This is a genomic window from Muriicola soli, assembly GCF_004139715.1.
GTDB lineage: Bacteria > Bacteroidota > Bacteroidia > Flavobacteriales > Flavobacteriaceae > Muriicola > Muriicola soli.
This window is the reverse complement of sequence record NZ_CP035544.1, coordinates 2,983,274-3,009,743: the sequence shown is the minus strand read 5'-3', so window position 1 is coordinate 3,009,743 and position 26,470 is coordinate 2,983,274. Positions and strand designations below refer to the sequence as shown.

At 42.3% G+C, this 26,470-nt stretch carries 28 protein-coding genes and 1 pseudogene; 13 read left to right on the top strand and 16 right to left on the bottom strand.

The window, feature by feature from the left end:
- Window positions 1-11: 11 nt before the first annotated feature.
- Window positions 12-854: an N-acetylmuramoyl-L-alanine amidase-like domain-containing protein gene (locus EQY75_RS13685; RefSeq protein WP_129606757.1), complete on the top strand. Its 843-nt coding sequence runs from the start codon at window positions 12-14 to the stop codon at window positions 852-854.
- On the opposite strand, the gene EQY75_RS13680 is transcribed toward EQY75_RS13685, so the two are convergent.
- The 3 genes from EQY75_RS13680 to EQY75_RS13670 all read right to left on the bottom strand — a co-directional run bounded on the left by EQY75_RS13680 (window position 851) and on the right by EQY75_RS13670 (window position 3,001).
- Window positions 851-1,630, bottom strand: coding sequence for a ThuA domain-containing protein (locus EQY75_RS13680; protein ID WP_129606755.1), 780 nt, complete (start codon window positions 1,628-1,630; stop codon window positions 851-853). The two genes, EQY75_RS13685 and EQY75_RS13680, sit on opposite strands and share 4 nt — an antisense overlap.
- A gap of 16 nt (window positions 1,631-1,646) precedes the next feature.
- Window positions 1,647-2,024: a VOC family protein gene (locus tag EQY75_RS13675; protein ID WP_129606753.1), complete on the bottom strand. Its 378-nt coding sequence runs from the start codon at window positions 2,022-2,024 to the stop codon at window positions 1,647-1,649.
- An 89-nt stretch (window positions 2,025-2,113) separates the two neighbouring features.
- Entirely contained in the window at window positions 2,114-3,001 is an 888-nt protein-coding gene (locus tag EQY75_RS13670) for an AraC family transcriptional regulator (protein WP_129606751.1), read from the bottom strand.
- 199 nt (window positions 3,002-3,200) lie between these two features.
- Between EQY75_RS13670 and hemA the strand changes: the two genes are divergently transcribed.
- From hemA to EQY75_RS13620, 10 genes and pseudogenes are all read left to right on the top strand, one after another.
- On the top strand, window positions 3,201-4,457 hold the full coding sequence (hemA, locus tag EQY75_RS13665; protein WP_129607120.1) for a glutamyl-tRNA reductase: 1,257 nt from the start codon (window positions 3,201-3,203) through the stop codon (window positions 4,455-4,457).
- Window positions 4,454-5,368, top strand: coding sequence for a hydroxymethylbilane synthase (gene hemC / locus EQY75_RS13660; RefSeq protein WP_129606749.1), 915 nt, complete (start codon window positions 4,454-4,456; stop codon window positions 5,366-5,368). Before hemA ends, hemC begins: the two co-directional genes overlap by 4 nt.
- Window positions 5,365-6,042, top strand: coding sequence for a uroporphyrinogen-III synthase (locus EQY75_RS13655; protein ID WP_129606748.1), 678 nt, complete (start codon window positions 5,365-5,367; stop codon window positions 6,040-6,042). Before hemC ends, EQY75_RS13655 begins: the two co-directional genes overlap by 4 nt.
- Before the next feature lie 72 nt (window positions 6,043-6,114).
- Window positions 6,115-7,076 (top strand): annotated as a pseudogene (hemE, locus tag EQY75_RS13650) (uroporphyrinogen decarboxylase).
- Complete coding sequence (locus EQY75_RS13645; RefSeq protein WP_129606746.1) at window positions 7,073-7,576, top strand: DUF6973 domain-containing protein; 504 nt, start codon at window positions 7,073-7,075, stop codon at window positions 7,574-7,576. Before hemE ends, EQY75_RS13645 begins: the two are co-directional and overlap by 4 nt.
- On the top strand, window positions 7,573-8,481 hold the full coding sequence (gene hemF, locus EQY75_RS13640; RefSeq protein WP_129606744.1) for an oxygen-dependent coproporphyrinogen oxidase: 909 nt from the start codon (window positions 7,573-7,575) through the stop codon (window positions 8,479-8,481). Before EQY75_RS13645 ends, hemF begins: the two co-directional genes overlap by 4 nt.
- 13 nt (window positions 8,482-8,494) lie before the next feature.
- Window positions 8,495-9,286 carry a PhzF family phenazine biosynthesis protein gene (locus EQY75_RS13635; protein WP_129606742.1) on the top strand — a complete coding sequence of 264 codons (792 nt, stop codon included), beginning with the start codon at window positions 8,495-8,497 and terminating at the stop codon, window positions 9,284-9,286.
- 45 nt (window positions 9,287-9,331) lie between these two features.
- Window positions 9,332-10,321 (top strand): porphobilinogen synthase, encoded by a 990-nt coding sequence (hemB, locus tag EQY75_RS13630; protein ID WP_129606740.1) that lies wholly within the window; start codon window positions 9,332-9,334, stop codon window positions 10,319-10,321.
- 42 nt (window positions 10,322-10,363) lie between these two features.
- Window positions 10,364-11,641 (top strand): serine hydrolase domain-containing protein, encoded by a 1,278-nt coding sequence (locus tag EQY75_RS13625; RefSeq protein ID WP_129606738.1) that lies wholly within the window; start codon window positions 10,364-10,366, stop codon window positions 11,639-11,641.
- Window positions 11,642-11,698: 57 nt separating this feature from the next.
- On the top strand, window positions 11,699-12,178 hold the full coding sequence (locus EQY75_RS13620; protein WP_129606736.1) for a methylated-DNA--[protein]-cysteine S-methyltransferase: 480 nt from the start codon (window positions 11,699-11,701) through the stop codon (window positions 12,176-12,178).
- Between the two features lie 153 nt (window positions 12,179-12,331).
- Here EQY75_RS13620 and EQY75_RS13615 read toward each other — a convergent pair whose 3' ends face one another.
- The gene (locus tag EQY75_RS13615) at window positions 12,332-13,453 is read right to left on the bottom strand and encodes a hypothetical protein (protein ID WP_129606735.1); all 1,122 of its coding nucleotides are present in this window, start codon (window positions 13,451-13,453) and stop codon (window positions 12,332-12,334) included.
- A gap of 168 nt (window positions 13,454-13,621) precedes the next feature.
- On the opposite strand from EQY75_RS13615, the gene EQY75_RS13610 reads away from it, so the two are divergent.
- Window positions 13,622-14,335, top strand: coding sequence for a 3'-5' exonuclease (locus tag EQY75_RS13610; RefSeq protein ID WP_129606733.1), 714 nt, complete (start codon window positions 13,622-13,624; stop codon window positions 14,333-14,335).
- 11 nt (window positions 14,336-14,346) lie between these two features.
- On the opposite strand, the gene EQY75_RS13605 is transcribed toward EQY75_RS13610, so the two are convergent.
- Complete coding sequence (locus tag EQY75_RS13605; protein WP_129606732.1) at window positions 14,347-15,330, bottom strand: endonuclease/exonuclease/phosphatase family protein; 984 nt, start codon at window positions 15,328-15,330, stop codon at window positions 14,347-14,349.
- Window positions 15,331-15,404: 74 nt separating this feature from the next.
- Between EQY75_RS13605 and hflX the strand changes: the two genes are divergently transcribed.
- A complete protein-coding gene (hflX, locus tag EQY75_RS13600) occupies window positions 15,405-16,616 on the top strand; it encodes a GTPase HflX (protein WP_129606730.1) in 1,212 nt (403 codons plus the stop codon).
- A gap of 599 nt (window positions 16,617-17,215) precedes the next feature.
- Here hflX and EQY75_RS13595 read toward each other — a convergent pair.
- From EQY75_RS13595 to EQY75_RS13545, 11 genes are all read right to left on the bottom strand, one after another.
- Entirely contained in the window at window positions 17,216-17,722 is a 507-nt protein-coding gene (locus EQY75_RS13595) for a DUF2480 family protein (protein ID WP_129606728.1), read from the bottom strand.
- 23 nt (window positions 17,723-17,745) lie between these two features.
- On the bottom strand, window positions 17,746-18,072 hold the full coding sequence (locus tag EQY75_RS13590) for a DUF59 domain-containing protein (protein WP_129606726.1): 327 nt from the start codon (window positions 18,070-18,072) through the stop codon (window positions 17,746-17,748).
- Between the two features lie 7 nt (window positions 18,073-18,079).
- Window positions 18,080-18,502 (bottom strand): SufE family protein, encoded by a 423-nt coding sequence (locus tag EQY75_RS13585; protein ID WP_129606724.1) that lies wholly within the window; start codon window positions 18,500-18,502, stop codon window positions 18,080-18,082.
- A gap of 86 nt (window positions 18,503-18,588) precedes the next feature.
- Window positions 18,589-18,972: a hypothetical protein gene (locus tag EQY75_RS13580; RefSeq protein ID WP_129606722.1), complete on the bottom strand. Its 384-nt coding sequence runs from the start codon at window positions 18,970-18,972 to the stop codon at window positions 18,589-18,591.
- A 73-nt stretch (window positions 18,973-19,045) separates the two neighbouring features.
- The gene (locus tag EQY75_RS13575) at window positions 19,046-20,137 is read right to left on the bottom strand and encodes a zinc metalloprotease (RefSeq protein WP_217349984.1); all 1,092 of its coding nucleotides are present in this window, start codon (window positions 20,135-20,137) and stop codon (window positions 19,046-19,048) included.
- A gap of 153 nt (window positions 20,138-20,290) precedes the next feature.
- The gene (locus tag EQY75_RS13570) at window positions 20,291-21,517 is read right to left on the bottom strand and encodes an aminotransferase class V-fold PLP-dependent enzyme (protein ID WP_281278411.1); all 1,227 of its coding nucleotides are present in this window, start codon (window positions 21,515-21,517) and stop codon (window positions 20,291-20,293) included.
- Between the two features lie 179 nt (window positions 21,518-21,696).
- Window positions 21,697-22,263, bottom strand: coding sequence for an outer membrane beta-barrel protein (locus tag EQY75_RS13565; RefSeq protein WP_129606718.1), 567 nt, complete (start codon window positions 22,261-22,263; stop codon window positions 21,697-21,699).
- Between the two features lie 99 nt (window positions 22,264-22,362).
- Complete coding sequence (gene sufD / locus EQY75_RS13560) at window positions 22,363-23,679, bottom strand: Fe-S cluster assembly protein SufD (RefSeq protein WP_129606716.1); 1,317 nt, start codon at window positions 23,677-23,679, stop codon at window positions 22,363-22,365.
- A 53-nt stretch (window positions 23,680-23,732) separates the two neighbouring features.
- Window positions 23,733-24,485, bottom strand: coding sequence for a Fe-S cluster assembly ATPase SufC (gene sufC, locus EQY75_RS13555; RefSeq protein ID WP_129606714.1), 753 nt, complete (start codon window positions 24,483-24,485; stop codon window positions 23,733-23,735).
- Window positions 24,486-24,522: 37 nt separating this feature from the next.
- The gene (gene sufB, locus EQY75_RS13550) at window positions 24,523-25,968 is read right to left on the bottom strand and encodes a Fe-S cluster assembly protein SufB (RefSeq protein WP_129606712.1); all 1,446 of its coding nucleotides are present in this window, start codon (window positions 25,966-25,968) and stop codon (window positions 24,523-24,525) included.
- A gap of 18 nt (window positions 25,969-25,986) precedes the next feature.
- Complete coding sequence (locus EQY75_RS13545; protein ID WP_129606710.1) at window positions 25,987-26,316, bottom strand: HesB/IscA family protein; 330 nt, start codon at window positions 26,314-26,316, stop codon at window positions 25,987-25,989.
- Between the last annotated feature and the right edge of the window lie 154 nt (window positions 26,317-26,470).

Sequence of the window (26,470 nt, the reverse complement as noted above, 5' to 3'; positions counted from 1 at the left end):
ATACAATGAATATGAACTATTATACTTTCTTCTTCTTCATCCTGTTTGTCAGTGCGGGTGTTCACTCCCAAAAGATCAGCTGTTCCCCTGAAAACCGGAGTGCTGTGGAATTGAAAATTGGTGAAATACAACAGATTTCTACAGATGTACCCGGGAAAACCCTAGTGGCGATTGGAAAAACATTTATCGGAACTCCGTACATAGCTAAGACCCTTGAAACTGGACCAGAGGAAACACTTGTCATAGATTTGAAAGGTTTGGATTGTACCACCTTTGTAGAAAACGTTCTAGCCCTTGGTTTGATTAAACAAAATCCGAATGCCGGCTTTGACAACTTTACACAGGCACTCGAAAAAATCAGGTATAGAGATGGAAATCTGAATGGCTATGCCTCCCGCCTGCATTATTTTACGGAGTGGATCGCAAACAATGAGGCCAAAGGTTTGATAAGGGACATCACTGAATCTCTAGGAGGAATTAATACTCCCAAAGCCCTACATTTTATGACAGGGCACCGCTCCCTTTATCAGGCCCTTGAAGGGGAAAAAACATTTCAGGAAATGGTAATAGTGGAAAAATCTCTTGTAGATCAACCATACTGTGTACTGCCGGTAGAAATGTTGAAGAAAAATGAGGATATGATACGATCTGGAGACATAATAGCCCTCGCAACTTCAATTGAAGGCCTGGATGTAACCCATACGGGATTTGCGATTAGGATGCCTGATGATCGTATTCACCTGTTGCACGCGTCCTCCTCGGGTGCTGTCGAAATTTCAGACCTGCCCCTGGTTGACTACCTCAAAAAGATTAATAAAAATACCGGGGTGATCGTGGCGAGACCGAACTTTTAATTTGAATCGTCCCGCCCAAGGCAGTAAAAAATCCCTCCTAACAAGTGTTGTTGAAAATCGGGGTCATCATAGGCTTCTTCGGTATGCCCCAGCCCGGTGTAAAATGAACGTCCGCCCTCGTATTCGTGGTACCAGGCTATTGGATGCCTTTCCCCGTTCTCTCCTCCTGTATATGAGCTTTCATCGACTTGCATTAATACATTTATATCCGGATTTATCGACTTAAAATTATACCATTCATCAAAGTGAATCCAGGTCTCATTCAAATGTTTGGTGGATAAATGAGATCGATCTACCACCTCAATTGTGGCTTGCTGTTGCTCGGGATGACTCTTAAAATACGCCCCTACTAAATTGCCGTACCATGGCCAGTCGTATTCCGTATCAGATGCGGCATGTACGCCCATAAAATTTCCACCCTGATTGATATACTCTGTAAAGGTCTGCTGTTGTAATTCATTGAGCACATCCAAAGTGGTACTGAGAAAGATCACAAGGGTATACTTCTTTAAATTTTCCCTATTAAAATCTTCAGAATTTTCAGTCTGGATGATGGTAAATGAATTTGTTTTCGATAAGTCCTGAAGGGTACTCACCCCTTTTTCTATGGCCTGGTGTCGGTAACCCTGAGTTTTAGTAAATACAAGTATTTTTGGGATAATTACAGGCAATTCTTCAGAGGTTGCACTTTCTTTAGCATTCTTCTTTCCTTGCTCGCATCCCATTAGAATAAGGGCAATAGTCAGGCCCAATAACAAAGTATTCTTAAAGCTCATTCCTAGTAGATTTGGATTATACAATCCTCCATGGAGGGTTCTTTCTGTTCTTCCCTGCATAATACAAAACCAGTTGGTTTTGATCCGGGTCTTTTAATCGGGCCTCTCTCCAGATCCATCTTTTGTCATTTGGCAATTCGTCAAAAGCGACTCCTTTTCCCACCAATTCTTCAACGTACTGGTCCAAATTCTTACATTCAAAATACACCATGATTCCACTTCCTTCCGGCAATCTTTCTACCTGATGTACCGAAAAGGTAGCATCACCTTCAGGACATTCAAATCTGGCATAGTGAGGCAAGGCCTTTACGATAATTTTCAAACCGATCTTTTCGTAAAAAGTTATGGACTTAACCAAGTCCATCGAGGGCACGGTTACTTGATTGAGGTTCATCCTGAATTTGTTTATTAAAGGTTGTCCTTTAAAGATCAGGAATTTGATCCAATTTAAAAAATTAAGAGAAACAAGGCTCGTTACAATTCTTATTGCCCTTGAGCCATCAGATATTTTTTTGGCGTAGTTCCATACTTCTTTTTGAAGGAAGCAATGAAGTGGCTGGAAGTACTGTATCCCACTTTTAGTCCAACTTCGTTGACATTGTATTGATTAGATTCGAGCATTTTTCTGGCCAATTCCATCTTATAGTCAAAAAGAAAACTGTATACCGTGTCACCGTATATCTGTTTGAATCCCTCCTTGAGTTTTTTCAGGCTTAGACCAATTTCCTCAGAGAGTTCTTTTAATGTAGGGGGTTCGACCATTCGCTCCAGAATAATTTCCTTGGCCCGCCTGATGCGTTTTACATTATCTTCATCAGCCAGAAATGGACACTGTTCTATCGAAGTGGTATCTGCACGGTTAAAATACAAGGCTATCAACTCGTAAACTTTTCCTTTGAGGTATAAATCAGTGATATTTGGATGAAGGTTATAATTCATGATCTGACTCAAGACCACGGCAATTGGCGGGGTTATCAATTCCTGGGTATAGTATTTCTTATCTTTAAAATCTTCGCTGAGAAAAGGAATATACTCTGCCTGAAGGGAAAATAGAGAATGGAATTTCTGAATACTCATTACCAGAGACAACATCCAGGAATTGGCTTGCAATTCGCAATTTAAGGGAAGGTCCAGCTGAGTATTATACAACAAAAGGGATTGCTCTGCCGGTACGTCCAGAGCGTACCCGCCCTGATTGTAAATAAATTTCACCCCGCCTTTGATACAAAAATGAAATTGCAAAAAGGAACGGTCTATATTTTTGGTAAACGCCTGTATTTCAGAAGTTTCATTCTGCACTTTTAAGATCGAAAAACCGTGTTCAATATGGATTTCCTGTATTGAACCTTCAGCGATATTTTTCTGTTCCATAATCTTAGTATTCCCTTCTTAGTTATTTAGAACAAGTCTAAATTATTTTTATTACATCTTCCGTTATTACTACAAAATTACGAGTATTGAGTGATTATACCACAGCTGGAATCCAAAAAAACTTAAAACGATACTTTAAGTACCTACAGCGTTATTTTTCTATAGATGAAGGACCTAAATTTGCTGCCAAGTTGCTATGATGAAGAATTACCACTTATCTAAACACAATTCGTTCTACACGGTGGGGTTGAGTTATCTGAAAGCCGATGCGGTTTTAAGAGGTAAATTCAGTCTCGATGAATCTGCAGAAGAAAACATCCTGAAAGAAGCAAGGAAACTCGGTATCGATGGATTGTTGATCACAGCCACTTGTAATAGGACCGAACTTCACGGATTTGCTCAACATCCCTTTCAGTTGATCAAGCTTTTATGTGATAATTCCAAAGGTAGTGTAGAGGAATTTCAGGAAGTGGGATACGTGTACAAAAATTACGAAGCCATCAATCATCTGTTTAGGGTAGGCACAGGCCTGGACAGTCAGATTCTCGGCGACTTTGAGATTATAAGTCAGATCAAAAAAGGATTTACCCGCTCTAAGAAAAACGGATTGGGCAATCCTTTTCTCGAACGCCTTACCAACTCCATCCTGCAGGCGAGCAAGAGGATTAAAAATGAAACCGAGATCTCGAGTGGTGCCACTTCTGTAGCCTTCGCATCGGTGCAATATATCCTTGAGAACATCTCCGATATATCTGAAAAGAACATTTTGCTTTTCGGTACGGGCAAGATTGGAAGAAACACTTGTGAAAATCTTCTCAAGCATACTGAAAATACCCATATTACGCTTATCAACAGGACCAGGGACAGGGCCGAGAAAATTGCCGGAAAATTCAATCTACTGGTGAAAGACTACGGAGAATTACAGGAAGAGATCCGGCAAGCCGACATCCTCGTCGTGGCTACAGGAGCGCAAACCCCTACGATTTCAAAATCCCTGATCCATATCAATAAACCCCTGCTAATCCTCGACCTTTCTATCCCGAAGAATGTGGCGGAAGACGTAACTGAAGTACCTCAGCTAACTCTCGTCCATTTAGACCACCTATCACAGCGCACAGACAAGACCCTTGAAAAACGCAAAAAATACATTCCCAAAGCGGAAAAGATCATCGAAGAGGTAAAGAAAGAGTTTATTCAATGGCTGGAAACCCGAAAATTTGCTCCGGTCATCAAGGCCTTAAAGCAGAAGCTGAAAACCATGAAGGAACAGGAGCTCGATTTTCAATCGAAGAAGTTACCCGACTTTAATTCGGAACAGGCTGATATTATTTCGGAAAGAATCATCCAGAAAATCACCAAACAATTTGCCAATCATTTAAAGGATACCGAAGTGGATGCCGATGACAGCCTCGAACTCATTCAACGTGTTTTTCAACTTGAAGTTGACAAGTTATGAGCAAGGTGATCCGGATCGGAACCCGGGATAGTGAACTTGCCTTGTGGCAAGCCAATACCGTAAAAAATAAGCTCGAGGAATTCGGGTGCCGATGTGAACTTGTCTCGGTAAAAGCCACGGGCGACCTAATTTTAGACCAGCCATTGTACGAGTTAGGAATCACCGGGATCTTTACGAAAACCCTCGATATAGCTTTGCTTAAAGGAGAGATTGATATTGCCGTTCATTCGATGAAAGACGTACCCACCAGTCTTCCAAAAGGCGTTGTTCAGGGGGCGATCCTCAAAAGGGGTAACCCTCATGATCTCCTGGTACACAAAGGCCTCGATTTTTTAAATGCTGAAGGAATTGTGGCAACGGGTAGCCTGAGGCGAAGAGCTCAATGGCTGCACCGATATCCCCTGCATGAGATCACTGAACTCAGGGGAAACGTAAATACACGTTTAGAGAAATTCAGGACCCACAATTGGGATGCAGCTATCTTTGCGGCAGCCGGACTCGAACGTATCTCACTTCTTCCCGAGCAGTACAGTACTCTGGAGTGGATGATCCCCGCCCCTGCACAAGGAGCAATGATGGTGGTCACCATGGAGGATAATTCCTATTGCCGGGAAGCCCTTGGCCCGTTGAATGACAGGGAAACCGAAATCTGCACTACTTTGGAACGGGAATTTTTAAAGACCCTGGAAGGTGGATGTACCGCACCAATTGGTGCCCTCGCCCTAATTGAGGAAGAGGTCATGCACTTTAAAGGAATACTACTTTCCCTTGATGGACGCCAAAAACTGGAAGTACAGGATCATGGAAATATTGAGAAAGTCGCTCATTCAGGTAAAACTTATGCCGAAGAGATACAGAAACAGGGAGGAATAAAATTAATGTCGGAGATTAAAGCACAACTCGGAAAATGAACCCTATTCTTTCAACAAGAAGTCTGAGTGATTTACAGATGAAAATGCTGAAAAAAGAAGGTATCAGCGTAGAGACCTATGATGCTATCACTGTTAACCTACTCAATGCCCAACTTCCAACCAATTTCAGACACTATATTTTTACTTCAAAGAATGGGGTAAAGGGATTTCTTCGAAACAATAAGAATGACACCTCAGTTCAAAGCGAAGTGGCATGCTACTGTGTTGGGGAAAAGACCTCTTCTCTTCTAAGGGAAAAAGGCCTGAAAGTGATCAAAATGGCCGAAAATGCGTCGAAATTGGGTAATTTTATAGTAAAGCAACCCGAAAAAGGTCCGTTTTTGATTTTTACCGGGAATAGGAACAGACCTGAGCTCAGGGAGGTATTTATGCGTCATCATATCAAGTTTGAAGAAATTCGTGTGTACGAAACACATCTCAATCCCCAGATATTCTCCTGCCATTTTGAATGTATCTTGTTTTATAGTCCCAGTGGGATTCAGAGTTTTTTGATAGAAAATTCAGCCGGTAATGCTAAGGCAATCTGTATTGGGGAAACCACAGCAAGGGAAGCGCGAAAGCATTTTAGTACGGTCTGGGTTGCGAACAACCCAACTACAGATTCGGTACTGAACAAATTGATCGAAATTTATCCTACAATAGCAATATCATAACCTATGGCACTTAAAAATGACCTTTTCCTTAGGGCCCTTAAGGGCGAAACTGTAACTCGACCCCCTGTGTGGATGATGAGGCAAGCGGGCAGGTATCTTCCGGAATTTATGGAGATCAAGAAAAAGTATGATTTCTTTACGCGTTGCCAGACTCCTGAACTTGCTTCGGAAATTACGGTGCAACCTATCAGAAGGTATGGCATGGATGCTGCCATCTTGTTCAGCGACATCCTGGTGATCCCCCAGGCCATGGAAATTGAAGTGCAGATGAAGCCTAACTTCGGGCCTTACCTCCCTAACCCCATCCGTTCGCAAAATGCCCTGGACAAGGTGGTGGTGCCTGATGTAGAGGAGAGCCTGGGCTACGTAATGGAGGCCATAAAAATGACCAAAGAAAAACTACAGGATGAAGTACCCCTAATCGGCTTCGCAGGTTCTCCCTGGACTATTCTGTGCTACTGCGTACAAGGACAAGGAAGTAAGACTTTTGACAAGGCCAAAGAGTTCTGTTTTACGCAACCCACGGTTGCCCATTCCCTATTGCAGAAAATTACCGATACCACAATCGCTTACTTAAAAGCCAAGGTAAGAGCCGGAGTAAATGCCGTACAGGTTTTTGATTCCTGGGGGGAATGTTGTCGCCACAGGATTACAATGAGTTTTCATGGACCTATATTCAACAGATCATAGATGCACTCAAAGAGGAAATTCCGGTAATTGTTTTTGGGAAAGGTTGCTGGTTTGCTCTGAAAACCATGTCACAATCGGGGGCCTCGGCTCTGGGGGTGGATTGGACTTGCTCACCCCAGAATGCACGTTACCTCAGTGGAGGAAATATAACCTTGCAGGGGAATTTTGATCCCTCACGTTTATTTTCAAAACCGTCAGAAATCAAAAAGATGGTGAACCAAATGATTCGTGAGTTTGGTAAAGACAGGTATATTGTTAATCTGGGGCACGGGATTTTGCCAACCATACCTGTAGAAAATGCGGGGGCCTTTATTGAGGCTGTAAAATCCTATTCTGAAGGGTGAAAGAACTTTGGGGAGTCATAAGGCGGGCAAAACCAAGACAGTTGGGTCAGTTGATTGTACTGTGTCTGTCTCATTTCCGTTTTATCTGGCCCACTTATAAAGCGACAAAAAAGACAATTGCCTTCGCAAACACTCATTTTGGAGTGTCTCATCGCAGAAACGCTCCCGCAAATGCCTTCAGGCACGCCCTGTGGAACTGGCTTATCGCTAAAGGATGCTACAAAAGAGTAAAGGACAAGGACAAAGTACTTTTATGGACAGAGAAGATCACAGCAATGCATGAAAAAATCTTGCCTGGTAATACAGTCTCCAATGCCATGGATTTACATAATAACGCCGTTGGCAGAGCGCTTTTTAAATCAAATTCCAGCTCTGATATTCAGTCGGGAGTGACGCTTTTTCTCAATTTGACAGAACGCTCCGTAAAAGTAACCTCTCTGGAAGAGATCAATCATATGCCAGCGACGCAACTCGTACATTTACTAGACCCAAAATCATGAAGGAAAAATTTTACGCTTACATACAATCACTTCAAGATACTATCTGCAACAAACTGGAAATGATAGACGGTTTGGCTTCTTTTCAAGAGGATCTATGGGAAAGACCTGAAGGAGGGGGAGGCAGAACACGTGTCATTCAGAATGGAAGGGTATTTGAAAAAGGAGGGGTAAATATCTCAGCGGTTCACGGTGCCCTACCAGACAGTATGAAAGCTTACTTTAAAGTAGAGCAAGCCGATTTCTTTGCTTGCGGCCTAAGTCTGGTCCTGCATCCTTTAAATCCTATGGTCCCCACTGTGCATGCCAATTGGCGATATTTTGAGCTTTATGGCAAGGACGGAGTGATCGTTGATCAGTGGTTTGGGGGAGGCCAGGACCTAACCCCCTATTATCTCTTTGAAGAGGACGCCCGACATTTTCACGAGGTTTGTAAAAAGGCTTGTGACCAACATCATCCGGAATTCTACATACGGTATAAGCAAAAATGCGATACATACTTCTGGAATACCCACAGAGAGGAAGCCAGGGGGGTGGGCGGACTATTCTTCGACTACTGTAAGCCTGCTGAAGATTTCTCTCTTGAACAGTGGTATAACTTTGTTACCGAGGTAGGGGATTCCTTTCTGCCTTCCTATATTCCTATTCTCAAACGCAGGAAAGAGCTGCCTTTTACCCCTGCGCAAAGAGAATGGCAGGAAATCAGAAGGGGGAGATATGTGGAATTCAACCTGGTGCACGACAAAGGCACCCTTTTTGGTCTGAAAACTAATGGCCGTATTGAAAGTATTCTAATGAGTCTTCCTCCTAAAGTGCAATGGAAATACGATCATCAGCCCGAGAAGGGAAGTGAGGAATCGAAACTAATGGAGGTCTTAAAATCCCCTAGAAACTGGATCGCCAACTAATACAGAACGCAATATGAAAACACTGAAACTATACCAGATCGATGCCTTTGCAGAGAAATTATTCACAGGTAACCCCGCTGCAGTTTGTGTGCTTGATTCCTGGCTAGACGAAGACCTTATGCAAAAAATAGCCATGGAAAACAACCTGGCGGAGACTGCCTTTGTTGTGCATAGCGGGGATCAGTATCAGATTCGCTGGTTCACCCCCGAACTGGAAGTTGATCTGTGCGGACATGCCACCCTGGCCTCGGCTTATGTTCTTTTTCAATACTATAATCACGAATCTGATCTTATCCGATTTCAATCTGAGCGAAGCGGACATTTAACGGTCAGGAGAGAGGCTTCAGGTGAACTGACACTGGATTTTCCGGTTGATCAATTGAAGGAGGTTCCTATAAATGAAGAAATCACAATTGCCTTGGGTGCTGAGCCCCTTTCAATGTACAAGGGGAAAACGGATTATGTCCTGATCTACAGGAATCAGGAGGAGATAACCTCTATGCAACCCAACTTTTTTCTCCTGGATAAAATTGACGCGAGAGGTATCATCGTTACTGCTCCGGGGAATGAAGTTGATTTTGTGTCGAGGTTTTTTGCCCCCAGCTGCGGAATCCCTGAAGATCCGGTTACCGGATCAGCCCACACCAGCCTTACCCCATACTGGGCTAAAAGCTTAGGTAAGGAAAATATGTTGGCCAAACAACTCTCACAAAGAGGGGGTACATTGAAGTGTGCGTTAAGAGGAGATCGGGTACTGATCACAGGGAAAGCCAAACCCTATTTAAGGGGAGAGATTATGCTATAGATTATGTTCAATTCCACTACCTTTAATTAGAAATTATTCAACAGCATGTACCCACTTAGAAGAAATAGAATTTTACGCAGCAATCCGTCCATAAGAAAGATGGTCAGGGAAACAACCTTACAGGCTGAGGATTTTTTGGTTCCGCTATTTGTGACGGAAGGTAATGGTATCAGGGAAGAAATTCCTTCTATGCCCTCGTATTACAGATTAAGCCTTGACCATCTTGAAAAAGAAGTAAAGGAATTGTGGAATATGGGCTTGTGTTCCGTGTTGCTTTTTGTAAAAATTCCGGATAATCTCAAGGATAATACTGGTGCAGAAGCTCTAAATACGCACGGACTTATGCAGCGGGCTATTAAGACCGTGAAAAATGCCTGTCCCGATATGCTGGTAATGACCGATGTGGCTCTTGATCCCTATTCTTCCTTTGGGCATGATGGCATCGTTGCCAATGGACAGATCCTTAACGATGCAACGAACGCAGTACTAGCTGAAATGAGTGTTTCACATGCACTGGCAGGTGCTGATTTCGTAGCCCCCAGCGACATGATGGATGGCAGGATAAAAATTATACGGGAAGCTCTGGAGGATGAAGAGCTAACCAGTACAGGGATTATGAGCTATGCGGCAAAATACGCCAGTGGCTTTTATGGCCCATTTCGCGATGCTTTGGAATCTGCACCCGTGGCCTCCAAAAATGCTCCCAAGGACAAACAAACCTATCAGATGGATCCGGGAAACCGACTTGAAGCGATTAAAGAAGCCGAAATGGACATTGATGAAGGAGCCGATATCATTATGGTAAAACCCGGACTGTGTTATCTCGATATCGTAAGGGATTTGCGGGAGGCAGTTGACGTTCCCCTTGCAGTGTACCAGGTTTCGGGTGAATACGCCATGCTGAAAGCTGCAGCTGAAAAAGGCTGGTTAGACCATGACGCCGTAATGCTTGAACAACTCATCTCAATTAAAAGAGCAGGAGCTAATATTATAGCAAGTTATTTTGCCAAAGAGGCCGTACCACTGCTTGGTTAACAATGATAGAGTTCCCTAAATTTGACTACAATATAAAAGGTTATGATTCCCAGGTATGCCTTTATTCTTTTCATTATACTGTTTAGTATATTATCAAAATTAAGGAGCCAAATTCATGGAAATCAACTTCTTAAAGAGACTAGCAGAAAGACCGATTCGATTATAACGAAAGGTATAATAAATAAGGCCTTCCCGGGCGCGCAACTCCTGGTAGCGGTAAAAGGAGAAATCCTCTTTCATAAGACTTACGGATATCAAACTTATGACAGTCTTCTGCCCGTAGAAAAAACAGATCTTTACGACCTGGCTTCAGTAACCAAGATTCTAGGGCCACTGCCCTTGTTGATGAAACTCGTTGAGGAAGGTCAACTCGATCTGGATGTGCCATTTAGTAAGTACTGGCCGGCATGGCAGAGTAAAAAGGATAAAAAAGAACTTACACTGCGCGAAATTCTCAGTCACCAAGCCGGACTTACCCCCTATATCGTCTTTCTGAAAGAAGTTCTGGAAAAAGGGAAAATAAAAAGCAGGTACATCAGGACAATGCCCGGCAAACAATTCCAAAAGCAGGCATACGACGGGATTTGGGTGAGAAATACCTTTGAGCATAAGATCTTCAGGGAAATCAATCGCTCTGCTGTGGATTCAATCAAGGAATATTCGTATTCTGGACTGGCGTTTCTGTTATTCCCTAAATTGATAGAGAAAGTGACCGGGAATTCCTATCCTTATTTACTGCGCAAGGAATTCACCTTCCCCCTGAATATCCCGTCATTAGGATACCTTCCGTCAAAGAAAGGATTCCCGAATAGCATAATTCCCACGGAATTGGATTCCCTGTACAGAAAGGACCTTGTTAAGGGATATGTACACGATGAAAACGCATCCTTATTTGGAGGCGTATCGGGTAATGCAGGACTTTTCGGAAAAGCTACAGACCTGTTTCGCTTTATGCAGATGTATCAAAATTACGGCCATCTCGATGGAAGACGCTATTTAAAAGAGGAAACCGTAAAAGAATTTACCAGGATACAATATCCAAATAATAAGAACCGAAGGGGACTTGGTTTCGACAAACCATTATTAGATAACGCTCTAAAGGATCTAAAAGATGCATATCCGGCACCATCAGCTAGTGCCGAAAGCTTTGGACATAGCGGATTTACGGGTACTTTCGTGTGGGCTGATCCTAAATACCAATTGGTTTTTATTTTTCTATCTAACCGGGTTTATCCCAGTCGAGATCACCGGCAATTGTACGAATTGAATATCCGTACTTCCCTCCATCAGTTGTTTTATGATTACCTGGACAAACTTTAGACTTCCCTTTTTTGTAACTTCACAAGACAAAGTTGCAGCAATCTTCAATCCCCTTCTATGGCCACAGCATTTTTAAAAACACCCCTTGGAAAAGCTCAAATTGAAGGAGATCAGAATGGTATTACATCCGTTAGTTTGATAGGCGGAAATCAAAATTTAATTGCAGACCATCCTGAAGTACTCGAGGATGCTATTTATCAACTTCAGGAATATTTTAACGGAAGTCGAAAGCAATTTGATCTTCCACTAAACCCCAGGGGAACCGAATTCCAGAAAAAGGTATGGGAAGAACTTAGTCGGATCCCTTACGGAAAAACAATTTCTTACATGGATCTATCTAAAAAATTGGGTGATCCCAAAGCTATCCGTGCTGCTGCTGCGGCCAATGGGAAGAACCCTATTTGGGTCATTATTCCTTGTCATAGAGTGATAGGAAGTAATGGAGATCTCGTAGGGTACGCAGGTGGATTAGATCGGAAAAAATGGCTTTTAAACCACGAAAGCCCTTCAAAGCAGCAGTCGCTCTTCCCGGATTAACCGACTAACCGGTTTCTAAAGTCAGTTTGTACTCCTTTTAATTTTACTTTTTTGACTTTTTATCGATCATTTTGGTCTGTCGCTTGAAAAGTCCTGTTGACCCAATCACAATTCAATTAAGTGCAAACCGACCGGCCAGTTTAAAACGCGATTTTAAGGCTTTACAAAGTATGTGGGGACAAAAGGCAGTTCAATCCGACTCAATAATTGTCCTGTTTTAGAAATGGCAAGAACCCCTCCGTTGAGATCTGCCGGCGAACTTGCATCGGCATATCCCATCAGAAATATTTCAGCTTCATTATAGTAGCGTAGCGCGGTTAATGCAACAGTAAATCCTGTATCCATTTCCACTTGTTGGACGATCCCGAGAATATCCACCACGAAATTTACATTGGTTTCAAAATCGAAGTATGCCGGGCCAAATGGAACTGTTGAAGGCTGTGCCAGGAAATTGGTGTAGTAAAGCGTTGTTTCAAAGATATCTCCCTGTAAAGGACCCGGTGGCAGGAATTCATCCAAAGAAAAAGCGAATTCATTTATTTCATCAAGGGTCTCCAAATCGAAAACCTGATATATAAAATCTGAATTACCCAGACCGATAAGAATTCCAATGTTCCCCAATTCATCGATTAGCAAATTGGGTATGCCAAATCCATAATCCAGGGTTACCATTACGGTACCACTTTCCGTATTAAAGACCACGATCTTGTAATCCCCCGCTTCATCCTTATAGGTAATAAAAAGTCGTTGCCGGAAGTACAAAGGATCATAAGCCTGCTGGATATTAGTGTCGAGAGATAGATCAGTAAAACTCCCATCCTCGGGATCTAGCGTTCTTAGTCCGAAATCCCGACTTCCTTTAGGACTATAATAGCCCAAAAAGATGCGGTCTTCGGAATTTGTCCCCCAGGTAATGGATCGATCTTCAGAAACAGTATAAAAGTTTGGATATAAAGTTGATTGCCCTGTTAAGGTATTCTGTTGGATAAGGGAAAAATTATCGGAAGAGAAGCTGTAAAAGCTAACTTCTGCAGCCACCTGACGCAGCGTTAGATAAAAAGGATCAACTCCCAGGCTTTGTGTGAGGTTAGTCTCTGTACCGCTTTCCAGGGAAGCGTCATAGGAGTATTGATAAATGTTCCCTTCATCTTCACCAATCAACCGGAAATCGGGCAGGGACACTTCTTCTTCAATAGTTCCGGGCGCATTATCCCTGGAACAGGAAGCCGCCAGAAACACAAGCAGGCAAAAGCCTATTTTAGTGAAATATTTCATGCAATTTTTTCTTAAAAATACGCATTCTTAAACAAGGGGCTGTTTACTGAAGGTTTGTTTCGGGATAATGTCTTCTCTTTGTCTGGAGTATAACATCCTAAAATATCAAAACTTGGTATCTTTAATTTTGCGAAGCCCCCTGCAGTACATTTACAATTGATTATTACTATGCTGAAGAAAATTGATCTGGAGAACATACTCTTTCTCGATATTGAAACCGTTCCTGAAGTTCCGGAATTCGATCAGCTTGATGAAAACAAACAGAGTCTTTGGGATCAGAAATCAAAATACAAAAGAGGAGAGGGGATTACTGCAGAAGAATACTATGAAAATGCAGGAATATGGGCCGAATTCGGCAAGATCATCTGTATCTCTGTAGGTTATTTTCACTTTAAGGGGAGTCTGCGAAAATTTCGAGTCACTACGTTTCACGGGGATGAATTAACCTTACTAAAAGAATTTCGTTCTTTATTGGAAAGTCATTTTACGTCCAGAAAGTATCTGCTTTGTGCCCACAACGGGAAAGAGTTTGATTTTCCATATATCGCCCGGCGTATGATCATCCACAATATTCCGCTTCCTGAAAAACTCAACCATTTTGGTAAAAAACCATGGGAAGTCCCCCATCTCGATACCATGGAATTGTGGAAATTTGGAGATTATAAACATTATACCTCTTTAAAACTCATGGCCCATGTGCTGGGTATCCCTTCCCCAAAGGAAGACATCGACGGAAGTATGGTTCGCGAGGTATTTTACAAGGATAAAGATCTGGACCGTATTATTCTTTACTGCGAAAGAGATGTGATCACCGTGGCTCAGGTATTATTAAGGTTGAGAAATGAAACGCTTCTGGCCGAGGAAGAGATTCTCAGAGTATAATAGCGCATCTGTTATTCTTCAGTTTTTATTAATCGCAATTGTATGTAGACCGGAAAATGGTCACTATGGCCTCCGAGGTATTTTTTACCAACGTAAGTTCGAAAAGGATTGCCTTTATACCGCCCGCTCCACTCCTTTAATAAGTGATCATCAAAAATATCTGCATGGGCAAAACTATGATGCCCTGATCCTTTATTAAAAAATGTATTTGACAGTATAATTTGATCGAAGAGGGACCAGCGTTGTTTGTAGTTTGCACTTCCCCTGTCCTCCCCTATCAGTCTTTCCATCGGATTGTAAAGATCTGTCCCACTTAACAAAGTCTTTATACTTTTGTCAAACGGTCCGTCATTAAAGTCGCCCATAACCAAATAATTAGGTTTCTTCTCCTTTTTCTCGATCAATCTCATGGTACTGTGGATGGTCTCTGCTGCTTTGATTCGTTTATAGGCTGTTTCACTTGCGCCATCTCTTCTCGAAGGCCAATGGTTCACAAAAATATGTACGGGTTCACCGTGGAGCTTGCCGTGGACGTAAAGAATATCGCGAGTAGCATCAGGGCGTCCGTCCGGATTCTGAACTTGCAGGAAAATGTTCTCAGATGAAATTTCTTCAAAATGCTGCGGATGGTAAAGTAAGGCCGTGTCTATTCCTCTTTCATCGGGAGAATCGAAGTGGATGTATTTATACCCCTTTCCCCGGAGTGCCTTTGTGTCGAGCATTTCACGAATCACCAATTTATTCTCCAATTCTGCTAATCCTACGAGAACAGGCGGGTAATTACTGGTTTGCACTCCCAAACGGGAAATGGTCTTCGCTAATTTTTTAATTTTTCTGCGATAGCGCTTAGGTGTCCATTTTTTAAACCCTTTAGGAGTAAAATCGTCATCTAGTTTATGAGGATCATCCCGGGTGTCAAATAAGTTTTCCAGGTTATAAAAGGCGATCGTAAAAACATTCGCTTCCTTGCTCGAGCGAAATAGGGTAAATGCCATATCTCTGTTATATGATTCCTAAAATACAAAATAGCTTTACAGGTATTGTGTAGCTTTGCACTATATTAAAGGGTATGCTAGAAAAGAAATCTATAGAATATGAAAAAGCTGTTCTCATTGGTGTGATTAATAGGGAACAGAACGAGGAAAAAGTAACGGAGTATCTTGATGAACTTGAATTTCTTACCTATACTGCGGGTGGGGAGGTCAGCAAGCGGTTTGTACAAAGGATAGACACCCCAAATCCCAAAACCTTTATCGGGAGTGGAAAAATGCAGGAAGTGGAGGCCTATGTAAAGGAGAACGAGATCGGCTCTGTGATCTTTGATGATGAGCTTACACCAGTACAGCAACGAAATATTGAAAAACAACTGCGCTGCAAGATCCTCGACAGAACCGGCCTGATCCTCGACATATTTGCCCAGAGGGCAAAGACCAGTTACGCCAGAACCCAAGTAGAACTGGCCCAGTACGAATACCTGCTCCCCAGGCTAACAGGCCTTTGGACTCACCTTGAACGCCAACGTGGGGGAATTGGGATGCGTGGTCCGGGAGAAACCGAAATAGAAACTGACCGGCGTATTGTAAGGGATCGTATCGCCTTGCTCAAAAAGAAACTTACCAAGATAGACCGTCAAATGGAGACACAGCGAGGAAATCGCGGATCTCTTGTGCGAGTGGCACTTGTGGGCTATACCAATGTGGGCAAGTCTACGCTGATGAATGTTATCAGCAAGAGCAAAGTCTTTGCCGAAAACAAGCTATTTGCTACCCTGGATACCACCGTTAGAAAAGTGGTTATAGGTAACCTACCGTTCTTACTGAGCGATACCGTTGGATTCATCAGGAAGCTTCCCACTCAGTTGGTGGAGAGTTTTAAGGGCACCCTTGACGAAGTAAGGGAGGCTGATCTCCTGCTTCATGTGGTAGATATCTCTCATCCCAATTTTGAAGAGCATATCGATTCTGTAAACCAGGTGTTGCTCGAGATTGGTTCGGACGACAAGGAAACAATTATGGTCTTCAATAAAATAGACCTTTATCAACCAGAGGTAATAGCTGAAGATGATCTCACAACAGAAAAGACCTCGAGGCATATGAGCCTGGACGAATGGGAAAAGACCTGGATGAGGCGGATGGGAGACCATGCCCTTTTTATTTCAGCCCTGAATAAGGAAAATCTGGATGAATTTAAGAAAAGAGTCTACCGCGCGGTAAGGGATATCCACGTAACCCGATTCCCGTATAACAACTTTTTATATCCTGAAAACCTGGATGCTTATTAAAAATAAGTGTATTTCACCGAAGATTTTTACCCTTGATATTTTTCACAACAAGAACCCCGTAGTTGACAACATAGTTTTGGCCTCCGAAGCTTACTGAGATACATTTACAGTGTAGTTAAGTGTAAGTGTTCATCCCCAAATCCTACCTTGAACTTTCTACTTTAGTGTTCATTTCCCCAAATTAACGCTAAGACTTTAGATCTTATTAAAAGACCTACTAATAAAAAACCCTGATCAGTCGATCAGGGTTTTTTTAGTATAGTTCATTATGGTTTCTAACTTCTCATGGATACACCTGATAGCAATCACCTAAAATTTCCCGTAGGAGGACAAAAGGAGGCTTTGCAACTCGCTTCATTTTTATCCTTCCCCAATTGCACACAGTCAGATTAAGATACATTGGCTTTATTTGTCTGCACAAATGGTTGCCCGTTACCAAAGCCCCTGCAACTAATATTGCAATTGACTAATCCATCGAATAAGTGGTTATTTCAGTGTGAAAGGGACTGTATTAAATATTCGAAAAATCAAATTGATCATAGGCGAAAGTGAAATATCAGGCTCACTTATGACCTCAAAATGAAAGAGAGTAAAAGGTTTTACTTTTTCTTGAAAAGTGGTACCGAAGAACAGGCCTCTCCGTACATTACGCTTTTTGCTACCCCTTGAAGTTTATTTGTTGCCCATAAATAGGCATTTGCCGGTACCGGTTTGTTAGAGCAGCCTTTGATGATCACGGGTTTATTCACAAAACCGGTGACATCTAGTTCATCTATGACCCTTTTATAGAGTACGGTTTCAAGCAGGTTAAGATCGCCCTGTACTATTTCAGCCGCCCAGGGTTGAAGTTTAGTGGTCACGAGCATAAAAGCCCAACCGGGAACAATAGCATCCGTGGAACAATGAAGGGCCACAAAAGCATCTTTGTAATCTTCCCAGGGATGTTCGTTGATGTATTGCCTGAATTCTTTTTCCTTGAGTATGATGCCTTCCAACAGCCACGGACTGATATCTAGGAGCAGTCTCTTCCCCTCCGGATAGTACGCTTCCAGGTCAAAAGTGACCAGCGGACTAGAACTAACTCTGTTTACAATTTCATTTGACATTTGAGGGTGATTTGAGATGACGCCTAGAGCAGGCCCAATTCCAATTTTGCTTCCTCACTCATCAATTCCTGACTCCAGGGCGGGTCGAATGTAATTTCAACCTCAGCATCCTTGATGATATCAAGTGATTTAACCTTCTCTTCAACTTCTACGGGAAGGGTCTCCGCCACCGGGCAGTTGGGGGAGGTAAGGGTCATAAGGATCTTAACCTCATTATCCTCATTGACAAATACATCGTAAATCAGCCCTAATTCGTATATATCAACCGGGATTTCCGGATCGTAAATAGTCTTCAGTATCCTGACGATTTTTTCTCCTAACTCCTGAGTATCTACAGCTGTTTCGCTCATTTTACTTTTAATTTAGTTGTGTTTGGTAAGCCACCGCATAAAGTTTTAACTGCTTGATCATACTTACCAGGCCATTTGCTCTTGTTGGGGATAGATGTTCTTTCAGGCCTATTTCATCGATGAAGCTTGTTTCTGCATCAATTATGTCTTGCGGTTTCTGATTGCTGAAGGCCCTGATCAGTATGGCGATGATGCCCTTGGTGATGATCGCATCACTGTCTGCTGTGAAAATCAACTTGTCATTCTCCAATTCAGCATTCACCCAAACCTTGCTCTGACATCCTTTTATAATGTGGTCTTCAGTTTTGTATTCTTCCTTTATAAGGGGTAGGGATTTCCCTAATTCGATCATGTATTCATAGCGCTGCATCCAATCGTCGAACATGGAAAATTCGTCTACGATCTCCCTTTGTATTTCCTGTATGCTCATCCTCATTAATTTGTCGCAAAAATACGATAAGTATTACTGTCTTTCAACTGATTCGGCCAATACTAACAATTTGTTTATCAAAGATTCTATGGCCCTGGGGGAGATCCTTCATCGAATAAATTAGTAATGTATTCTTCTTTATCATAGACAACACTTAGTTCGGCCATGGCGGCTCTGTCTGCACTACTCATGCCTGTTTGGGTCTCGAGGTTTTCAAGGGTGTATACATCTACTCTTTTGAGCATATTAATGATCGTATTCCAGTCTTCTTGTGACATTGGAGTCTTGTGATAAGTATCAAGATTTCGGTCTTTTTTTATCATGGTATATTCGGGACTGGCCACAAGTTCATAATAATACCCCCTGGTACTGACCGAATATCGAACTGATTCCAGCAACTCTCCCTTGAATTCCTGAGAACATCCTTTAAAAATGGTAATTGACAAACAGATCAGGTAGGCGTACTTCATAAAGTTACTTTGATAGAGAAACTACAAAAAAGACGCCACAATGGGCGCCTTTTACAACTATAATATTATTTGGTTAAGGAAGGAAAGCATCTCTTGGTCCTCCCGGAGCAAAAATTGCCCGCATCCTAGCTTTCTGGCCTTCGGAAAACATATACATACACGCATCATTGGTATAATCCATGTAATTCATGGTCATATCATTAGACCTGCAATGAGCTGTTGGATAGGTTGGGCATCCGTAGTTAGGACGGTCGGAAGAAGGGGTGTCCGAGACAAAATCGTCCTGACGGCATCTTCCGTCACCCCAGATATGGCGTAAATTTGCCCAGTGCCCCACTTCGTGGGTGGCCGTTCTTCCTTTATCAAAAGGTGCCGATACATATCCTGTTGTACCAAAATACTGAGGAGAAATAACAACTCCGTCAGTAGAAGAATTTCCACCCGGGAATTGAGCGTATCCCAGTATTCCTCCGCCGATATTACACACCCAAATGTTTAGGTGAGTTTGTGGAGATACGGCGTCGGAGCCGCCATTTGAAGAGTATTTCATGGCATTATTTGTACCCCAGGAAGTTCTTGTGGAACTCACGCGAATCACCTGAGCTAAATTGAAATTGATATCAGAATTTGCTGCAAGTCCGCTAAATTCAGATGGGACCTGGTTTTTATCATTATTCGTTGCATTAAAATCTGCATTCAGGACACTGATCTGAGAATTGATCTGTGCACTGCTGATATTTTCATCCGGATTAGCTTGATTGTAAATGACGTGAACAACAACCGGAATACTTATAGCTCCCAGGCCATCGTCAACCGGATCTCCACCTCCACCTCCGTCGCCATTACCGCCACCATTGCCGTTACCGGGTTTACCGTCTGGTTTTTTTGAGGCAATAAATTTTCGGGCTTGCTTTTCTATATCATACATTTTCCGTTCCAGGCCCGGATTCTTGCTTAACTCCGCATTTAAAACTGACATGGAGGCACAATGCTTCCCCTTTTCACCTTTAGCAAAAAAATCATCAACCTCATCCGTGTACACATAAAAGTCGCTCATGTCTACCTGGATTTCCTGAGCATTGATGATGGCGGCCTCATTTGATTCTTTCTCACAGGAGACCATGGCTAGGGACAGTACGGCTATCCCAAAAAATGTTTTTCTTATCATTTGTTTTAATTAAATGGATTATATGCCGCCCAATTTAATAATATTTAACAAAATATTAAGAAAATGTGAAATTTTTCGCTAAAGTGTAAACAAGTTGAATGAAACGTACTAAGATCAAAAGTCGGGATAAGAGAATTGTACTGTAAAGACCTATGTGAGCATTTGCCTGGCCTTTTCCAGGCAATCAAGAAATCGGTCTATTTCTTCTTTTGTATTGTAAAAACTAAAACTGGCCCTGATCGTTCCCGGTATCTGAAAATAATCCATCACGGGTTGGGCGCAGTGATGCCCTGTTCGCAAAGCGATTCCCATTTTATCCAGTAAAGTACCGATGTCATAAGGATGAATACCCTTGATATTAAATGAAATCACTGCCGTTTTATCAGTGGCAGTTCCATAGATCTGCAAACCGTCAATTTTTAAAAGCTTTTTGGTTGCATATTCAAGTAACTCGTGTTCGTATTGCTCAATAGCGTCAAGCCCTATTTGGTTGAGGTAATCAAGCGCGGCCCCGAAGGCTATGCCTCCGCATATATTAGGGGTGCCGGCCTCAAATTTATAGGGAAGGTCTGCGTAGGTGGTCTTTTCAAAAGTTACTTCTGCGATCATCTCACCACCTCCCTGATAAGGAGGTAATTTAGCGAGCCATTCCTCCTTGCCGTACAACATCCCAATCCCTGTAGGGCCACATAGTTTGTGTGCCGAAGCTGTGTAGAAATCGACGTCTAACTTCTGTACATCTACCTTTATATGCGGGGAAGACTGTGCTCCATCGATTAATACGGCCGCACCTACGGCGTGAGCCATAGGAATAATCTCTTCAATTGGGTTTATTGTCCCCAGGGCGTTGGAAACATGGTTACATACCACCAATTTGGTCTTTTCGGACAGCATGTCTTGGTACTTATCCATCAGTAGAACACCTTCCTTATTCATCGGGATCACCTTTAAAGTCGCACCAGTCCGATCACACAGCATTTGCCAGGGTACAATATTAGAATGGTGTTCCATGGCCGAAACTAAAACCTCATCACCTTCTTTGACAAAGTGTGTAAACCCTTGTGCTACCAGATTTATACCGTGGGTGGTCCCTGAGGTAAAAATGATCTCATGACTTTTTGCGGCGTTAAAGAATTGCTGAATTTTCCTTCTCCCCCCTTCATAAGCTTCAGTAGCTTCCTGAGCCAGGGTATGAACCCCCCTGTGGATATTAGCATTGTAATTGCTGTAGTAATCGACAATTACATCCATTACCATTTTAGGGGTTTGAGAGGTCGCAGCATTGTCGAAATAGATCAGGGGATTCCCATTCACTTTCCTGTTGAGGATAGGGAAGTCCTTTCTTATTTTGTCAATATTGATCATTGTCTTTTCCATGTGGCACAAAGATACCGAAGACCTCTGTAATTACTGTGTTCGTCCTATAGTATTTCGTAGTTAGCCCATAGGTATATTTAATACATTGCGATTCCTATTTATAAATTAAAGGTATACATCTTTATACTTTCAAATTATACCGAAAGACAAGCCATTTTGCCTATAAGACTTTACTCAGGTCAGAATCGGAATCCCCCACCCAACTTGATCAGGCCAATATTCCCGTCTGTGACATCGCCGGATATAAAAAGATGATCGTACTGAGTTTGTACAAAGATACTTGGGGTAATGTCATAGATCAACCCTATATTCAGGTTTAAACCATTTGCCCAATCTACACCCTGAACACGGCCGAATTCATCAAAAAAGGCCCTACCTCCCCTGGAATACAACCACGTCCAACCTACGCCTGCGGAAAATCGTAGTTTACCATTAGCGGAAAGGGGTCCTTCAACAAAAAACCCGGGCTGAATAAAGACATCTCGATAATTGAATTCCTGGACAGGATCAGAATCATTAACGATGGTGGTGGCGAACCATGTAATATCAGCTGAAACTCCCAGCCTAAATTTTCTAAGGTCAACGAAACGGTACTTGATACCGGCTCCTAACGTTCCCTGGTTAGAAGAAGCAAATGCATCATTGGTGGAAATGGGATAACTTACTTCGATACTCCAGTTTTTATCCTGAGCGGTGGTAACAAAAGTACAAAGGAGGAGAAATGCGCAAAAAAGAGATCTGATCATGGCTGTGTTTTTAACTTGGTTTGTCCAACTAAGCTAAATGATCAATACTCCCTCTTCCTTTAAAAGAAAGTTAATTAAGAATATTTTAGGAGGGTTTTCTTACAGGTCAAAGCCTAAACGAACTCCTAACTTTGTGGCAATAAGTTTGTTGATCCGATTTTTCAATTCCGGGAGGCGAACGCTTTCAAGTACGTTGTTCGCAAATGCATACATCAGTAGTCCGGTTGCCTCTTTCCGCGGAATTCCCCGGGATTGCAGGTAGAAAAGTGCGTCCTCATCTAATTGACCAATCGTACAACCGTGAGAGCATTTTACGTCATCGGCGAAAATCTCCAACTGGGGTTTGGTGTTGATGCTGGCTTTATCGCTGATTAACACATTGTTATTTTGCTGAAAGGCATTGGTCTTCTGCGCTATCTTATCAACGATGATCTTTCCATTGAATACACCGGTTGATTTCTCTCCGTAAATCCCCTTGTAATCCTGATGGCTTTCGCAATTGGGCTGCTGGTGATGCACCAAAGTGTGATGATCTACGTGCTGCTTTTCTCCAAGTATGGTGACACCTTTTAGCGTAGATTCGATGTGTTCCCCATCCTGAAAGAAATTCAGGTTATTTCGGGTGAGCTTACCGCCAAAGGAAAAGGTGTGAACATTAACAACACTTTTGTCCTTCTGGGCAATATAGGTGTTGTCTATCAGAGAGGCGACCTTACTGTCGTTCTGAACCTTGTAATAGTCCACAATTGCATTTTTTGCCGCAAAGATCTCTGTGACGCAATTGGTGAGCACCGCATTACCTGTAAGACTCTGATGCCTTTCAATCACCTGTAATTCTGCGTTTTCCTCTGCAATAATTAGGTTCCTGGGCTGCAACATCAGCGAAGCTTCGTTCCCCGTGGCAAAATGAAGGATCTCAACGGGTTTCTTCGGCGCCTTATTCTTGGGGATATAAATATAAGCTCCTTCCCTGCTAAATGCCGTATTCAGTGAAGTAAGACTCTCATCTTTGGAAGCGACTTTATTAAAATACACATCCATTACGGGCTTGTACATCGGCTTGGTGAGTGCTGAACTCATCAAACAGATATCTACCCCGTCATGAGTTGTTTCGGATAAATTGGAACAGTAGATCCCGTCTATAAATACGATTTTGTAGGTATCGATCTCGTGCAGGAAATACTTTTTAACCTGGTGATATTCCAGAGTGTTTTCTTCCTTCGGAAATATGCTGAAATCAATTTTCTGCAAACTATTCAGGGAAGTGTATTTCCAGGCTTCATCCTTTTTCGTGGGAAATCCTTTCTCTTCAAAATTCTTGATGGCTTCTGTTCGGATATCGTGAATAGGGTGTTCCACATCCACGTTGTTTTCGAATGCCATAAAGGACGATACTAATTTTTCTTTCAGATCCATTTTGAACTTCACTCATTTAAGGCAGCCTTCGAGGGTTGCCGGTACTGTTTAATTTATACTACCGTTTCCTGCTTTAGCCAATCGTATCCTTTCTCCTCAAGCTGCAGGGCCAGTTCCTTACTTCCTGATTTTACAATCTTTCCATCGTGAATAACATGCACCTTATCTGGTACAATGTATTCCAGTAGTCGTTGATAATGCGTAATTACGATTACGGCATTTTCTTTGCTCTTTAATTTATTTACCCCATTGGCCACAATTCGCAAGGCATCGATATCCAATCCGGAATCGGTTTCATCAAGAATTGCCAATTTGGGCTCCAGCATGGCCATTTGAAAGATTTCATTTCGCTTCTTTTCTCCCCCGGAGAATCCTTCATTGAGAGATCTTGAAAGGAATTTTCGGTCAATGTCGAGTAATTCAGATTTTTCCCTGATCAACTTCAGCATCTGATTAGCAGGCATATCTTTCATGCCACGCCCTTTTCGGGATTCGTTGATGGCTGTCTTCATAAAATTGGTTACAGAGACACCCGGAATCTCCACTGGGTATTGAAAGGAAAGGAAGATTCCTTTATGGGCTCGTTCCTCGGGAGAAGCATCTTCGAGATCTTCTCCTTCAAAAATGACCTCCCCTTTGGTGATCTCAAAATCCTCGTTCCCCGCAATTACGGAAGCCAGTGTACTTTTCCCGGAACCGTTTGGCCCCATGATAGCGTGTATCTCTCCAGGCAAAACCTCAAGGTTCACGCCTTTTAGGATCTCCTTCCCGTCTACTTTGGCATGCAGATTCTTAATTTTCAACATGATATCTTCGTTTTACTTTTAATCTTAGTTTATTTACTTATCCTACAGAACCTTCAAGGCTTATTTCAAGGAGTTTCTGTGCTTCAACTGCAAATTCCATAGGCAGTTTATTTAGTACCTCCTTACTAAAACCATTGACAATCAGGGCAATGGCTTTTTCAGTATCAATCCCCCGCTGGTTGCAGTAGAAGATCTGGTCTTCTCCAATTTTGCTGGTGGTTGCCTCGTGTTCTATCTGGGCTGTTTTATTCTTTGCTTCGATGTAGGGAAAAGTATGGGCTCCACACTCATTCCCCATCAACAGACTATCGCACTGAGAAAAATTTCGGGCATTTTCTGCCCTGCTGTTTACCTGTACAAGCCCGCGGTAACTGTTTTGTGATTTTCCTGCGGAGATTCCTTTGGAAATAATTGTACTCTTGGTATTCTTCCCAAGGTGTATCATTTTTGTCCCTGTATCAGCTTGCTGATAGTTATTGGTGACAGCTATAGAGTAGAATTCACCGATGGAATTATCCCCTTTTAAAATACAGGAAGGGTATTTCCATGTAATGGCTGAACCCGTTTCTACTTGTGTCCAGGAAATTTTTGCATTTCGCTCACAAATTCCCCTTTTGGTCACAAAATTGTAAACTCCACCCTTCCCTTCTTTATCTCCCGGGAACCAGTTTTGTACTGTAGAATATTTGATCTCGGCATCGTCAAGGGCGATAAGTTCAACAACCGCAGCGTGCAATTGATTCTCATCTCGAGATGGGGCTGTACAGCCTTCCAGGTAACTCACATAACTTCCTTCGTCAGCAATTACCAGTGTTCTCTCAAATTGCCCTGTACCTGCCTGGTTAATCCTGAAGTAAGTAGACAATTCCATAGGACATCTCACCCCTTTGGGTATGTAACAAAATGATCCATCAGTAAAAACTGCTGAATTAAGAGCGGCGTAGAAGTTGTCTTTACGAGGTATCACTGTGCCGATGTACTTTTTCACGAGCTCAGGGTGCTCCTTTATCGCTTCAGAAATAGAGCAGAAAATGATTCCTTTTTCAGCTAGGGTCTTTTTAAAAGTTGTAGCAACGGAAACCGAATCCATTACAATGTCTACTGCAACTCCGGCAAGTTTCTTCTGTTCATCCAGGGAAATCCCCAGTCTTTTAAAAGTGTCGAGTAATTCCGGATCTACCTCATCGAGGCTATCGTATTTTGGCTTACTATTCGGAGCTGAATAGTAACTGATATCCTGAAAATCGGGTTTTTTATATCTGATGTTTGCCCACTCCGGTTCTACCATTTCCTTCCAACCTCTGTAGGCTTCCAAACGCCATTCGGTCATCCAGTCTGGTTCTTCCTTCTTTTTAGAAAGCGCAATGACCACCTCCTCATTCAATCCTTTGGGGAAGGTGTCAGATTCAATGTCAGTATAGAAACCGTATTCGTATTCCTTGGTTTCCAGCTCTTTCTTTAATTCTTCTTCTGTATATGCCATATTGCGTATTGTAAAAATCTATAAAGAAAAACTCTCTCCGCAACCACAGGTGCGCTGTGCGTTGGGGTTGTTGAAAACAAATCCTTTTCCGTTCAGTCCGCCTGAATATTCCAGGACCGTACCTACCAAATAGAGAAAGCTTTTTTTATCTACCAAAATTCGCACATCGTTATCTTCAAAAACCTTGTCGCTTTCACTGATTTGCGAATCAAATTTTAGTTCGTAAGACAATCCACTGCATCCGCCGCTTTTCACTCCTACCCGAACGTAATCTTTGGATACGTCAAAACCTTCCTCAGACATCAGGTTTGATACTTTCTTTTTTGCCGTTTCCGATACTTTAATCATCTTAATTGGACTTATTCTAAATAGTTCACAAATATACACTAAAACTGGGGTATTCAAACAGATTCTAACATTATAATAACATATGGAAACATCAGAGAATTCTATGTTTCCGACTCAAATAATGGAAAGAAAAAGAGGAATTTTTTAGAGAAGT

Bases quoted from the DNA above. Each gene is read 5' to 3' on its own strand.
- EQY75_RS13590 (WP_129606726.1), bottom strand. From the start codon at position 18,072: ATGAGCGAAACAGCTGTAGATACTCAGGAGTTAGGAGAAAAAATCGTC.
- hemA (WP_129607120.1), top strand. From the start codon at position 3,201: ATGAAGAATTACCACTTATCTAAACACAATTCGTTCTACACGGTGGGG.
- sufD (WP_129606716.1), bottom strand. From the start codon at position 23,679: ATGGATCTGAAAGAAAAATTAGTATCGTCCTTTATGGCATTCGAAAAC.
- EQY75_RS13610 (WP_129606733.1), top strand. From the start codon at position 13,622: ATGCTGAAGAAAATTGATCTGGAGAACATACTCTTTCTCGATATTGAA.
- hemC (WP_129606749.1), top strand. From the start codon at position 4,454: ATGAGCAAGGTGATCCGGATCGGAACCCGGGATAGTGAACTTGCCTTG.
- EQY75_RS13670 (WP_129606751.1), bottom strand. From the start codon at position 3,001: ATGGAACAGAAAAATATCGCTGAAGGTTCAATACAGGAAATCCATATT.
- EQY75_RS13675 (WP_129606753.1), bottom strand. From the start codon at position 2,024: ATGAACCTCAATCAAGTAACCGTGCCCTCGATGGACTTGGTTAAGTCC.
- EQY75_RS13595 (WP_129606728.1), bottom strand. From the start codon at position 17,722: ATGTCAAATGAAATTGTAAACAGAGTTAGTTCTAGTCCGCTGGTCACT.
- EQY75_RS13685 (WP_129606757.1), top strand. From the start codon at position 12: ATGAACTATTATACTTTCTTCTTCTTCATCCTGTTTGTCAGTGCGGGT.
- EQY75_RS13585 (WP_129606724.1), bottom strand. From the start codon at position 18,502: ATGAGCATACAGGAAATACAAAGGGAGATCGTAGACGAATTTTCCATG.
- EQY75_RS13605 (WP_129606732.1), bottom strand. From the start codon at position 15,330: ATGGCATTTACCCTATTTCGCTCGAGCAAGGAAGCGAATGTTTTTACG.
- hemB (WP_129606740.1), top strand. From the start codon at position 9,332: ATGTACCCACTTAGAAGAAATAGAATTTTACGCAGCAATCCGTCCATA.
- EQY75_RS13565 (WP_129606718.1), bottom strand. From the start codon at position 22,263: ATGATCAGATCTCTTTTTTGCGCATTTCTCCTCCTTTGTACTTTTGTT.
- hflX (WP_129606730.1), top strand. From the start codon at position 15,405: ATGCTAGAAAAGAAATCTATAGAATATGAAAAAGCTGTTCTCATTGGT.
- EQY75_RS13625 (WP_129606738.1), top strand. From the start codon at position 10,364: ATGATTCCCAGGTATGCCTTTATTCTTTTCATTATACTGTTTAGTATA.
- EQY75_RS13655 (WP_129606748.1), top strand. From the start codon at position 5,365: ATGAACCCTATTCTTTCAACAAGAAGTCTGAGTGATTTACAGATGAAA.
- EQY75_RS13680 (WP_129606755.1), bottom strand. From the start codon at position 1,630: ATGAGCTTTAAGAATACTTTGTTATTGGGCCTGACTATTGCCCTTATT.
- EQY75_RS13615 (WP_129606735.1), bottom strand. From the start codon at position 13,453: ATGAAATATTTCACTAAAATAGGCTTTTGCCTGCTTGTGTTTCTGGCG.
- sufB (WP_129606712.1), bottom strand. From the start codon at position 25,968: ATGGCATATACAGAAGAAGAATTAAAGAAAGAGCTGGAAACCAAGGAA.
- EQY75_RS13635 (WP_129606742.1), top strand. From the start codon at position 8,495: ATGAAAACACTGAAACTATACCAGATCGATGCCTTTGCAGAGAAATTA.
- EQY75_RS13570 (WP_281278411.1), bottom strand. From the start codon at position 21,517: ATGGAAAAGACAATGATCAATATTGACAAAATAAGAAAGGACTTCCCT.
- EQY75_RS13580 (WP_129606722.1), bottom strand. From the start codon at position 18,972: ATGAAGTACGCCTACCTGATCTGTTTGTCAATTACCATTTTTAAAGGA.
- hemF (WP_129606744.1), top strand. From the start codon at position 7,573: ATGAAGGAAAAATTTTACGCTTACATACAATCACTTCAAGATACTATC.
- EQY75_RS13545 (WP_129606710.1), bottom strand. From the start codon at position 26,316: ATGATTAAAGTATCGGAAACGGCAAAAAAGAAAGTATCAAACCTGATG.
- EQY75_RS13620 (WP_129606736.1), top strand. From the start codon at position 11,699: ATGGCCACAGCATTTTTAAAAACACCCCTTGGAAAAGCTCAAATTGAA.
- sufC (WP_129606714.1), bottom strand. From the start codon at position 24,485: ATGTTGAAAATTAAGAATCTGCATGCCAAAGTAGACGGGAAGGAGATC.